Annotated in this window: 13 protein-coding genes; 6 read left to right on the forward strand and 7 right to left on the reverse strand. The window is 28.8% G+C overall.

The window, feature by feature from the left end:
• Positions 1–19 precede the first annotated feature (19 nt).
• Complete coding sequence (locus KO488_RS14185; protein ID WP_216059461.1) at positions 20–1,579, forward strand: cache domain-containing protein; 1,560 nt, start codon at positions 20–22, stop codon at positions 1,577–1,579.
• A 28-nt stretch (positions 1,580–1,607) separates the two neighbouring features.
• On the opposite strand, the gene KO488_RS14190 is transcribed toward KO488_RS14185, so the two are convergent.
• Both KO488_RS14190 and KO488_RS14195 read right to left on the reverse strand, forming a co-directional pair.
• Complete coding sequence (locus KO488_RS14190) at positions 1,608–1,745, reverse strand: hypothetical protein (protein ID WP_216059462.1); 138 nt, start codon at positions 1,743–1,745, stop codon at positions 1,608–1,610.
• Entirely contained in the window at positions 1,746–1,937 is a 192-nt protein-coding gene (locus KO488_RS14195; RefSeq protein ID WP_216059463.1) for a DUF6726 family protein, read from the reverse strand.
• Between the two features lie 182 nt (positions 1,938–2,119).
• Between KO488_RS14195 and KO488_RS14200 the strand changes: the two genes are divergently transcribed.
• The 5 genes from KO488_RS14200 to KO488_RS14220 are packed head-to-tail and all read left to right on the forward strand — an operon-like array spanning position 2,120 to position 7,928.
• Positions 2,120–3,463, forward strand: coding sequence for an imelysin family protein (locus tag KO488_RS14200; RefSeq protein ID WP_216059464.1), 1,344 nt, complete (start codon positions 2,120–2,122; stop codon positions 3,461–3,463).
• The gene (locus KO488_RS14205; RefSeq protein ID WP_216059465.1) at positions 3,447–4,826 is read left to right on the forward strand and encodes a di-heme oxidoredictase family protein; all 1,380 of its coding nucleotides are present in this window, start codon (positions 3,447–3,449) and stop codon (positions 4,824–4,826) included. Before KO488_RS14200 ends, KO488_RS14205 begins: the two co-directional genes overlap by 17 nt.
• Before the next feature lie 3 nt (positions 4,827–4,829).
• Positions 4,830–5,834 carry an imelysin family protein gene (locus KO488_RS14210; protein WP_216059466.1) on the forward strand — a complete coding sequence of 335 codons (1,005 nt, stop codon included), beginning with the start codon at positions 4,830–4,832 and terminating at the stop codon, positions 5,832–5,834.
• A gap of 2 nt (positions 5,835–5,836) precedes the next feature.
• Complete coding sequence (locus tag KO488_RS14215) at positions 5,837–6,766, forward strand: sterol desaturase family protein (RefSeq protein ID WP_228319215.1); 930 nt, start codon at positions 5,837–5,839, stop codon at positions 6,764–6,766.
• 1 nt (position 6,767) lies between these two features.
• Positions 6,768–7,928, forward strand: a complete 1,161-nt coding sequence (locus KO488_RS14220) for a cytochrome-c peroxidase (protein ID WP_216059467.1) — start codon at positions 6,768–6,770, stop codon at positions 7,926–7,928.
• Between the two features lie 28 nt (positions 7,929–7,956).
• Here KO488_RS14220 and nirD read toward each other — a convergent pair whose 3' ends face one another.
• The 5 genes from nirD to KO488_RS14245 form a co-directional block, all read right to left on the reverse strand.
• Entirely contained in the window at positions 7,957–8,265 is a 309-nt protein-coding gene (nirD, locus tag KO488_RS14225; RefSeq protein WP_216059468.1) for a nitrite reductase small subunit NirD, read from the reverse strand.
• Positions 8,265–10,733 carry a nitrite reductase large subunit NirB gene (gene nirB, locus KO488_RS14230; RefSeq protein WP_216059469.1) on the reverse strand — a complete coding sequence of 823 codons (2,469 nt, stop codon included), beginning with the start codon at positions 10,731–10,733 and terminating at the stop codon, positions 8,265–8,267. The genes nirD and nirB overlap by 1 nt, the downstream gene beginning before the upstream one ends.
• Positions 10,734–10,999: 266 nt before the next feature.
• The gene (locus KO488_RS14235) at positions 11,000–11,494 is read right to left on the reverse strand and encodes a Spy/CpxP family protein refolding chaperone (protein ID WP_216059470.1); all 495 of its coding nucleotides are present in this window, start codon (positions 11,492–11,494) and stop codon (positions 11,000–11,002) included.
• Between the two features lie 169 nt (positions 11,495–11,663).
• On the reverse strand, positions 11,664–12,347 hold the full coding sequence (locus KO488_RS14240) for a DUF1826 domain-containing protein (protein WP_228319217.1): 684 nt from the start codon (positions 12,345–12,347) through the stop codon (positions 11,664–11,666).
• Positions 12,344–12,562, reverse strand: a complete 219-nt coding sequence (locus KO488_RS14245; RefSeq protein ID WP_216059471.1) for a hypothetical protein — start codon at positions 12,560–12,562, stop codon at positions 12,344–12,346. The genes KO488_RS14240 and KO488_RS14245 overlap by 4 nt, the downstream gene beginning before the upstream one ends.
• Positions 12,563–12,829 lie beyond the last annotated feature (267 nt).

The raw sequence follows: 12,829 nt of genomic DNA on the forward strand, positions 1-12,829 counted from the left end.
TAAGGTAATAAGGAAAAGTTTGAAGCTAATAACTGAGAAGAATCTATCTAAAATAATAATCTATATTTTCATTATAATCATGTCTTCAATGATTTTTATGATTACTTACTTTTATGTAAAAAATACATATGAAAACTTTGAAAATGAGATGAAAATATTTAAAAAAGAGTACTATGAGATAAAGAAAAAAACACTAAAAAAAGAACTTGATACCGTTATTGATGTTTTTAATTATAATATTACAAAAGACTATATCAATGATAAAGAACAAAAAAATGAAGCGATCCGATTGCTTAATAATATAAGATTTGAAAAAAATAGAAGTAATTATTTCTTTGTCTACGATATTAAAAATATGAATGGGGGAGATGGTTTTGCGACACTTCTTGTAAATCCTAATAGACCTGACATAGTCGGAAGTTTAATTTCTACAAACTATGAAGATGATAATGGAAAAAAATTTAGAGAAATCTTTTTAAAAGATATTAGAGAAAAAAAAGAATCTTATACTCAATACACATATAAAAAACCGGGAACAACTGAGATAAAACAAAAACTATCATATTTTAAATATTATGAAAATTGGAATTGGGTTTTAGCAGTTGGAGTATATACGGATGATATTGAAAAAGAAATTTCATTAAAAAGAGAGCTTTTAGAAGCAAGAATTAAAAAACAAGTAGGACAAAATGTAGTTTTATTTATCATGTTTTTGTCTCTTGCAATTTTAATATCTATTGTAGTTTCACAAAAGATTGATGAAGTATTAAAAACTTATGAAGAAAAAGTAAAAGCTAAAACACAGGAGCTTAAAAACTTAAATAAGAGTCTAGAAAATAAAGTCAAAGAAGAGCTTGAAAAAAATAGAGAGAAAGAACAACTCTTAGTTCAAAAATCAAAGTTTATTGCTCTTGGTGAAATGATATCTAATATCGCACATCAATGGAGGCAACCATTATCTGAATTATCATCAATTTTAATGTATATAAAATTTAAGCATAGTATTAATAAATTGGATGATAAAACAATGCAAATAAAAGCAGAAGAAGCTGATAAGGTTTTAGATTATATGTCTCATACAATTGATGATTTTAGAAATTTCTTTATGCCTAAAAAAGAAAAAGAAGAGTTTTTCTTATATAAAGCAATTGATTCTGTTATGACTATTGTTTCAAGCTCTTTAAAAAGTGATAAAATTAATGTTGAAATTAATCTTGATAAAAATACTAAACTTAATACATATCTAAATGAATATGAACAAGTGATATTAAACATACTAAAAAATGCAAAAGATGCATTAATTGAAAAGAATATTAAAAACCCAAGTATAAAAATAACAGCATATGAAGAATTAGAGTATGTTGTTTTATTTATTGAAGATAATGCAGGTGGTATCACAGTTGAGCCAAAAGGAAAAATCTTTGAGCCTTATTTTACTACTAAAGATGGTAGTAATGGCACTGGGATTGGTTTATATATGTCAAAAATTATTATTGACAAAAATATGAAAGGGAAATTACGAGTACGAAATACAAAGAATGGAGCGAAGTTTGGAATACATGTTCCTAGGTCTTTATAAACTCTTTTGAAATTATAAAAGGAGAAGTTTATAAACTTTCTCCTTCTTTATCCTCTTTATCTTCATCTTCAAATCTTTTTTGAAGTTTAGATGTAAAAAAAGCTAACATAATCACTACAATAGCAACTATTGTAAAGCCAATTAATTCAGAGATTAAGTCATTCATCTAAAATGGTATTACTGCATCAATAATTTCACCAGTACCAGAGATACTATCTCCTACAACATCTGGTGTAACGGTATTTACTACAGCTCCTACAACTTTAAAAGGTGCAGATACTACTGTCCCTACAATACAACCTTGAATTGATATAGAAATAAAAGAAATGAATAGTATTTGTAATAGTTTTGTGCTCATTTATTACCTTGAAATTTTTTCATAAGTATATCAAAAGATTATTAATACTACTTTTTGCATACATAATTTGTAAATATTAAAAGTAAATGATAACCATTATTAATATTAAGTGGCGCTTAAGAATAAAATTACTAGAATGTCACAAATCATTTATGATAATAATTATTAGTATAGGAACTAAAATGTTAAATTTAAAATTAATTACAGTATCAGTTGGTTTAGCTGCTGCTTTATCTTTCTCGGGTTGTGTTACAAGCTCTGAAAATATGGAAACTACAAAAAAAGTTGAAATGACACAAATATCTCCAATTTTAACTTCATATGCAAAGATTGCAGAAGCAAATTATTCTGATGCATTAAACGATGCAAAGAAATTACAAATAGCGATTGCAGACTTTACTTCAAATCCTACAGAAAAAACTTTTGCAAATGCAAAAGTTGCTTGGTTAAATTCAAGAGAATCTTATGGTCAAACTGAGATCTTTAGATTATCAAATGGTCCTATTGATGCTGAAGAAGGTTGGGTTGCTGATACTTATGGTGCACTTGAAGGACAACTTAACGCTTGGCCTTTAGATGAAAATATGATTGATTATACTATTGATGCAAATGGTGTAAAAACTTCAGGAAATATTATTGATACTATGGGTACATTTAATCCAGGTGGTGAAGATGCAAGTTCAGTAAATGTTTCAAATATTACAGTTGATGCAATTACAGCATTAAATGAAAATGGTGGCGATGCAAATGTAGCAACTGGGTATCATGCTATTGAGTTCTTACTATGGGGACAAGATCAAGACTACTCTAACTTTGTAAAAGATTCAATTACAAATGGTGCAACAACTGCAGGTCAAAGACCATTAAGTGATTATATCAGCGATAAAAATGCACCTAGAAGAATTGCATTTTTAAAAGCAGCTTCATCAAAAATTGTAAGTGATTTAGAAACTATTACAAATGCATGGACTAATGATGGATTATATAAAAATGCATTCTTAGGAAAATTAAGTGGTTCAGATGCTTCAAAAAATATTAGTTCAGCTGATGCTTTAAAACAAGTTATTGCTGGAATGGGTGTATTTATGAAATCAGAACTTGCAAATGAAAGAATTGCAGTTGCAGTTTTAACTCCAAGTGAAGAAGATGAGCATTCTTGTTTTTCAGATAATACACACAGGGACATTACTACAAATTATTTAGGTTTTAGAAATGTATTAACTTCGACTTATAATAATGAATCATATGGTAAGTCGATGCTAGATGCTGTATCTGTAGAAGATAAGAAAAGAATCATTTCTTTAATGAAATCAATTGAAACAAAAATTTCAAGTATTAATAAAGTTGCAATGACAAGTGCACACTTTGATTACCAAATTCAACCTGATAATCCTCAATCAAAAGTTATTGTAAAACTTAAAAACGAAATGAGAAAATTAGGTGATGAGATGGTTAACGTTGCAAATGCAAATGGAATTTCTTTAACACAAGAAGATGTAACAGACGCTGATGAAACAAAAATCTAATTCATTTTTTAGAATTATTTTAAATAAAAGCCTTGTAGTAATATTTGCTACAGGGCTTTTTGTCGTTAATAGTTATGCAGATGATATTTCAAGTATAAAAGACAAATCCCTTCTTTTAAAACCTATAAAGAACCTAAGTGATGAACAATATGATAAGTTTATATTAGGACGAAGTTTTTTTGTTATTCCCTGGGTTGAAGCACCTAGTGCAACAACTGCTAGAGATGGATTAGGTCCTTTGTTTAATGCAAATACATGTGTTTCATGTCACCCTTCAAATGGGAGGGGAACTTTATATAATAAAAATATGCAGTTCTCAAGAAGTTTAATTGCTAAATTATCACTTCCTTCTTCTAGTTTACTAGAACATAAAGAAATATTAAAAACTAGTCCTTTAATAGTTGAACCAACTTACGGTGGACAAGTAGCTATTAATGCTAACCATGGTGTAAATTTTGAAGCAAAACCTGATATAAAATATAAAGAAATAGAAGTAAAATTCCCTGATGGAGAAATAGATAGACTTTTAAAACCTATATATGCATTAAAAGATTTACAATATGGAGAACTTCATAAGGATACAATTATAACGTTTAGATTAGCTCCTAGTTTAAATGGTTTAGGTTATTTAGAAGATATATCAAATGAAGACATATTAAATAATGTGGATGAGTTCGATAAAGATAATGATGGTATTTCTGGACGAGCGAATTATGTTTATTCTCCAATTACTAAAAAAATGGAACTAGGACGTTATAGCTGGAAAGCTAGTACTTCTTCTTTAAAACATCAAAGTGCAGATGCTGCTTTTAATGATATGGGATTAACTACTTCTTTTTTTCCAAGTGATAATTGTACAAAAAATCAAAAAGCTTGTATTGAAGCTCCTAAAGCTAGAGATTTGATTGATCTTACAGATGAAAGATTAGATGCAATAAGTTTTTATATAAAAAATAGAAAAACATATAGTGTTAAAGAAACAAAAGATTATAATGCGGGTTTAGAAATATTTAAATCAATCTCTTGTGCTAAATGTCATATTAATAGTTTTACTACAAAAAGTGGAGTTAATATATCACCGTTTACTGATATGTTATTACATGATATGGGTGAAGGTTTAGCTGATGGACGAAGTGAATTTAAAGCAAATGGTAATGAGTGGAGAACACCACCTTTATGGGGATTAGCTCTTCATAAAAGTATAAATAAGAAAAGTCCGCGACTTTTACATGACGGACGTGCTAGAACTTTCCAAGAAGCAATTCTTTGGCATGATGGTGAAGCTAGTGGCGCAAAAGAAAAATATATGAATCTTGATAAAAAATCAAGAGAAAAATTAATAAAATTTTTAAATGAGGTATAAGAAATGAATGTAATTAAAAGTCTACTGTTAGTAGGATTCTTATTTGTAACAACTGTATTTGCAAATGTAAATGATGAGAATGATGAAAAAGAAAATAAAGAGATATTAAATACTTTATATGAAAAAGTAGTTGTTGCAGATATAAAAAGAACGTTAGCTGATATTAAAAGTTTAAAAGAAGCAGTTGTTAAAAAAGATGAAAAGAAATCAAAAGAATATTTTGCAAAACTTGTTAATTCATGGAAAAGTGTTGAAACTTTTTATATTCTAGGAGATATAAATGAAGACTTTATCGATACTCCTAGATTACTAGATATTTTCCATAATGGAAATGAAGATATTACAGAACAACTTGATAGAGCAATTAAAAGTAAAGATGAAATAAGAATAGTATTATTCAAAAATTCATTAAAATCTATTAATGCTTTAGAGTATATGTTATTTTCAAAAGATATTAAAAATACAAGAGAAAATAAAATAACACTTGCAATTTTAAATAGAATTACAAGTCATTTAACTGATATAGAAAATGAGTATATTTCACAAAAAGAAAACTTTTTAAAAGACTTAAAAAAAGCAAACGCAGTCACTATGAATACAATTATCCAAAATACTTATAAACTAAAAGAATGGCGTGTAGGTGATGTTATTGGGCTTACTAAAAAGTATGAAGATAATCCTGATAATAAAAGAGCTGAGTATTTTTTAAGTAAAAATTCTGCAAATGCAATTGAAGCTATTTTAAATACATATAAAAATGTATTAGATAACGATTCTTTTAAAGACTATGGTGACTATTTAATTAAACTTACTGATGGTAAAGAAATGAAAAGATTAAGAGATTCTCTTAGTAAATCTCTTAAATTAGTAAAAGAAATCAAAAATGATGATTTTTCAAATTCAAAAGAGTTATATGAAAATATAAATATTATACATGTTGTGCTTTTCGTAGAAATGTTAGAAGATTTATCAATAAATGCAAAAATATTAGATGCAGATGGTGACTAAACTTGGATAGTTTTTTAGCTGATAACTTTTTATATAATATTTTTTCACAGTATTTAATAAACCCAGATAAGAGAACTTACTGGGTTTATATACTTTCATCAATTGCTATTGGAATGGTTTATCTATATTTTAATAAAAAGCAAAGTAGGGTAGTTTTTAGCTCAAAACTTTGGTTCCATGCAAGTGCAAAGTTAGATTATTCTTATTTTGTACTTTCATATTTTATAAAAATTATGATGATTATTCCAATAGTAATTAGTGCAAAATCTATTGCATTATTTATAAATAAAAACCTTTATTATGAATTCGGGTTTAATCAAATTCATAACTTCTCTTATGAAAATACACTTGTTTTATATACTGTAACACTTTTTATAGTAAGTGATTTTACGAGATATTGGTTACATAGATTTTTACATACAATCCCATTTCTATGGGAATTCCATAAAGTTCATCATAGTGCTAAGGTTTTAAATCCTTTAACATTTTATAGAGTTCATCCAGTAGAAAATATTTTATTTGGATTTCGATATTCACTTTCTATTGGTTTTGTAACTGGTATATTTATTTACTTTTTTGGTTCAAAAATTGGACTTGTTGAGGTTTTGGGTGCAAATGCTTTTATTTTCTTCTTTTCACTTATGGGTTCAAACTTAAGACATTCTCATATTCCATTAGCTTATTTTAGAGCTTTAGAAAAGTGGTTTATCTCACCAAAACAACATCAAATACATCATAGTAAAAAGCACTTTAATAAAAACTATGGTGGGTATCTTGCTATTTGGGATAGAGTTTTTGGAACTTTAAAACTCTCATGCGAAGTAAAAGTTTTAAAATTTGGTCTTAGAAATGAACAAATGAAAAATTATACAACATTAATAAATATACTAATTTATCCATTTAAAAACATCTTAACAAGGAAGAAAAACTAAAATGAAATATATAAATACCTTAGCACTAATTACAAGTGCTGTACTTTTGGGTGGCTGTACAAATGCAGCACTAAGCAAAGCTGAAATAGCAGAGCAAATAAAAAAGAAAGAAGTTTTAGGACAAGTTCTATTTTTTGATAAAAACTTGTCAAAAAATAGAACACAATCTTGTGCAACTTGTCATAATCCAGAAGCTGGGTTTGTAGATAATAGAGATAATGGAATAGCATCTATGGCATCACTTGGCGATGATGGTCACTCCTTAGGAGATAGACAAGCTCCTAGTGCTGCTTATGCTATGTTTAGCCCAGAATTTCATTATGATAAGAAAAAAAAGCTATATAAAGGTGGACAATTTTGGGATGGAAGAGAAACTAATCTAGCGGGACAAGCAGGAGGACCTCCTACAAATCCAATTGAAATGGGAATGGCATCAAAAGAAACTACAGTTCTTAGATTAAAAGAAAATGAATATTATGTAAATACTTTTAAAAGTATTTATGGAGAAGATATATTTTCAACTCCTAATAAAGCATATAGTGCGATGACTGATTCTCTTGCAAAGTTTGAAATGACAAAAGAATTTGCTCCTTTTGATTCTAAGTATGATAGATTTTTAAAAGGTGAGTATGATTTAACACCTTTAGAAGATTTAGGTAGAACTCTTTTCTTCTCAAACAATAATAACTCTTGTGCAACTTGTCATATTTTAAAAGGTGAAGATAAACTAGGCGAAACATTTACAAACTATGAATATCATAATATTGGAACACCAATAAATCATGAACTTAGAGCTAAAAATGGTGTAAATGAAATTGATGCAGGTCTTTTAAATAATCCAGCTGTAAATGATGAAAATCAAAAAGGAAAATATAAAGTTCCAAGCTTAAGAAATGTAGCTGTAACTGCTCCTTATATGCATAATGGTGTATTTAAAGAGTTAAAAACTGTAGTAGAATTTTATGATAAGTATAATAACAAAGAAAGAGTTTTAAATCCTGAGACAAATAAACCTTGGGCTGAGCCTGAAGTTAAAGAAACTATTGCTTTAGAAGAATTAAAAGCTAAAAAACAAAATGATAGAAAAATTGAGTCTTTAGTAGCTTTTATGAAGTTATTAACAGATAAAAGATACGAGCATCTTTTAGAAGAGAAAAAATAAAAGAAGAGTTTCTCTCTCTTCTTTTATATTAGATACTAATAAATATCATATTATTTTCAATTTTACTTTCATAAACATTAGTACATCCATTATCATTTCCAAGAACTTCTCCACTTTTCAAATCAACATCCCAATTGTGCATAGGACAAGTTACAACTGATTCATGTATTAATCCTTCACTCAATTTCCCTTGTTTATGAGGACATTCATTATTAATTACAAATATTGAATCATCTCTTGTTTTAAATATAGCTATTTCAATATCGCCATATTGTACTACTCTTGAACCCATTTTTGGGATATTTTCTATTTGCGTAATTTTAATCCATTTTGACATTATATTGTTTCCTTTGCTTCAAAGCTTTCTGAATTTTCTGGTGCTATAACTATTGGACTAAATTCTTCAGCAAAGCCATCTTTTCTTGATGTTTCCCATGGATCTATTTGAGCTGTTCTTTGCGATTCATCAAATCTAGCTGCATAGAAATCAATTGCTGTTTTGTCTTTTAATAAAGCATCTTTTACATATTCTAATCCCACTCTTTCAACCCAATGAGCCGTTCTTTCTAAATAATAGGCATCTTCTCTATAGAATTGCATAATTGCTTTTATATAGTGATATAGTTCTTCATTTGTAGCTACTTTTGTAAAAAAGTCAGTTACTCTTACTTTTATTCCACCATTTCCAGCAATATGTATTTCCCATCCCGAATCAACAGCAATAACACCAATATCTTTAATAGTAGCTTCCGCACAATTTCTAGGACATCCAGATACTGCAATTTTAAACTTATGTGGAGTCCATGAACCCCAAGTCATTTTTTCTATATCAATACCTGTTTGCATTGCATCTTGCGTTCCAAATCTACACCATTGATTTCCAACACAAGTTTTAACAGTTCTAAGTCCTTTTGCATAAGCTTGACCAGAAACAAAACCTGCGTCATTTAAGTCTTTCCACATAGGTGCTAATTGTTCTTTACGAACCCCTAGCATATCAAGTCTTTGTCCACCTGTGAATTTTACAGTTGGAACATCATATTTAACAGCAATATCTGCCATATCTTTTAACTCTTTTGGACTTGTTAATCCACCCCAAATTCTTGGAACTACTGAATATGTTCCATCTTTTTGAATATTTGCAAAAACTCTATCATTTACTAATAATGATCTTTTATCATTTTTATATTTATCGTCATTATATTTAACTAATAAGTAATAATTAACTGCTGGACGACATTTAGTACAACCATCTTCTGTCTTCCAATTAAGTTTTCTAAATACATCATAAACATTATCAAATTCATTTGTATTAACGCATTCTTTTATATCTTTATGTCCAACATCACAGCAATCACAAATACCCTCTACTGTATCATTATATTCATCACCTAAAGTATTTACAAGTATTTGTTCAACTAGTCCTAAACATGAACCACATGAAGCTCCTGCTTTTGTACATGCTTTTACTTCACCTAATGTTTTTAAGTCATTATCTCTAATTCCACAAACAACATCACCTTTAGTAATTCCATTACATCCACAAATTTCTTCATCATCACTCATAGCATTTATATCATTTCCACCATGACCAGCATCTCCTGAAAGTGCTGATTTACCAAATAGTATTTTTGTTCTTAAATCACTTATATCTGTATGTTCTTTTAGAAGTTTTAAATACCATGAAGCATCAACCGTATCTCCATATAAAACAATCCCAATGATTTTATCTTGGTAAATTACAAGCTTTTTATAAACGCCTGCTTTTTCATCAAGAAGAATTAACTCTTCAGTTGTCTCATCACCTAAATAATCACCTGCTGAGAATAAATCAACTCCTGAAATTTTAAGTCTAGTAGAAAGTGTAGAACCACTATATCCATCACTTTCATTTCCCGCTAATTTTTTAGCACAAAATTTAGCTTGCTCATAAAGAGGTGCAACTAAACCATAAGTATTTCCCTTATGCTCCGCACATTCACCAATAGCAAAAATATTTTCATCAGATGTTTGAAGATGGTCATTTACAACAATACCTTTTTTAGTATCAAGTCCTGCCTCATTAGCAAGTGCAATATTTGGAATAATTCCAGTGGCGAATACTACGATGTTTGACTCAACAGTTTGGCCATCAGTAAAAGTTACACTTTCAACTTTACCTTCACCTTCTATTTTTTCAATAGTTGTATTTAATTTAAATTCTATTCCATAAGATTCAAGATTTTTTTGAAGAAGTCGTCCTCCTGTAGAGTCAAGTTGTTGACTCATAATAGAACCACTTCTATGAACTAAAATAGTTTTAATTCCATGCATTGCAATACCGTAAGCTGCTTCAAGTCCAAGAAGACCACCACCAACTACAACTGCTGTTTTATCTTTTGAGATTAATTCTAAGATAGTATCACTATCAAGTTTTGTTCTAAAACCAATAACGTTTTCTAATTCACTTCCTATTGTAGGAGGGATGAAAGAGTTTGAACCAGTAGCTATTAGTAATTTATCGTATGAGAGTTCTTTACCATTAGTAGAGGTAACTTTTTTATCTTCTTTATTAATCTTAATTACTTTATCACCTGTATGTAAAGTGATATTGTGTTCATCATACCAAGTTTGGTGATTAATGATAGTTTCTTCAAAAGTTTTCTCACCAGATAAAAGATAAGATAACATGATTCTATTATAATTTACATGAGGTTCTTCACCAAAAATTGTAATATCATATTTGTCTTTTTCTATATCAAATAAATCCTCAATGGTTCTTAAACCACTCATTCCGTTACCAATAACTATTAATTTCTCTTTCATAAATCTTCCTTCTAACTCTTATGTAATTATTATGACAAAGATGTGAGATTTATAGTTAAAAAAAGTGTATATAAAATACTCAATAACTTAATTTTTAATTAAATACATTTTATTTATGTATGATTGTATGATATTGTTATGGTTTATACTTATATTTACATTAATTTAATTAGTTTTAAATTTAAAGAAGAAAGGGATAGCATAATTTTATAATGAGTTTTAAACTACAAAGAGCTAAAAGCTCTATGTAGTTTATTAGTTAATTTTTATTTGTTATTAGTATGATTTTTATTAGAATTCATTCTTTTGTTCATCATTGACATTCTTTTTTCTTTTTTTAAATCCATTAATACTTTAAACTGTTCTTTTTGTTTTGGAGTTAAAACTTTATAAACTCTATCTATCATTTCTGCTTTAGATTCTATTCTATTATCTCTTTTTTGTTTCATTAATTCAATAAATTTTGCTTTATCAAATGAGCTTTTTGTAAATGCTACATTTGGAGTAATACTGTTTTTCATTAAATCTTTTTTGATATCACGAATCTGTTGAGTTTGCTCTGCTGTTAAATTTAATTGTCTTAATAATGACATAGGTCCTTTTTGACCTTTGTTGTGATTTTTTTTCATCATATGTTTTCCACCTTGTTTTGTACAAGATTTGTTTCCATTATCCATCCCTTTTTTACCATTGCATGATGCATAAAGACCTGTACTTAAAACTGCTGTTAAAGCTGTTGCTACTAATAATTTTGTTTTCATTTTATAACCTTTTATATAGTGTTTTTATTTGTTACAGTGAAATTATGACATTGGTATTTTAATCGTTTATGAATCTTATATTAACGCTATCTTAACAGTGTGTTTCTCTTTGATAATAATTGAAGTGATTTTTAGCTTCATAAGACAAGCTAGAACATTTAACTATTTATCAATTAAAATCCAGAGTTAATATTAAACGCTTTTCATTGGCTGGCACTACTGGTGAACGGTGGACTAATCCCGCATTTTCATTACCTTCCCAAAGCGTACCTTTGAACAATGCAACATCGCCACAAGCAAGTTTCTGGATATTACTTTTCCTTTGGTAAAGGCCAGATTCACTGTCAGGCAACCCATTACTACCCCACCCCAGTTTTGTGTGATCAATCAACTCGTGTGGCAGCCATTGGGAGGCTATACTCTGATAAGTCGTCACGAGACGGCAAGGTACTCTATCAACATGAAATTTAGGGCACATCGCTTGATCTAAAACGTTCAAGCGCATGGCTGCTTGTTTAAGTTCGAATAAATAACAAAACATATCCACAAGCTCAGCAATATCTTCGCTCACTTCGGCCATATTGTTATTAAAAGATTCGCTAACACGTGAAAACGCGTCTTGTGGTGTTAAGATCATTTTCTTTTGAAATGCAGGATTCAATGCCAAAAATGTTTTCACTGAATTCTGCAAAGTGGTAGGTAACTTACGCTGCCAAATGGCTATATTGATTTTGGATTGATAGATATCACTAAAAACTGTTGGATACTTATCCTTCGCCATATGTCGATAAGTTACAGGCATTGTCGCAAAAGGTGGGGAGCTAATAGATTGAACAGAATTTGTAGAAATCATACGTTTTTCTCCCATGTTGGAAAAGGGTCATTCCTTGTTGCCCAATAGTCTTTGCCACGTAATATTTCTTCTTCACTTAATAGGCAGTCATTCAGTTCTTGAGTAACAATTCTATCCTGATTAATCTCTTGGTTAATAAAGATCAGTCCCTGGAACATATCAGCAAAAGGTTTTGCCCATTGAGCAGTAAGATTGAGATTCTTTTCATTTAGCATCATTTTTCCTTTTATGCAACTTTGTTGCATTTTATTTTGGAATTATAATATAAGTTATTTAAATGCAACTTAGTTGCAATATTGTAAGCCAATCAAATAATATTACTTTATCTATTATTTAACCTGTAGTCTTTAGGTGTCATCTCAACATTTTTTTTAAAAAATCTTGTGAATTGTGGATTTTATTTTGCAGTTGCTTTATTTATTAGGACATGCTTATTAAAATATCACAAAAAAAGAATTGTGAGGATACAATTTTCTAGATAA

Source organism: Poseidonibacter lekithochrous (assembly GCF_018861145.1).
In the GTDB taxonomy this organism is placed as follows: Bacteria; Campylobacterota; Campylobacteria; order Campylobacterales; family Arcobacteraceae; genus Poseidonibacter; species Poseidonibacter lekithochrous_A.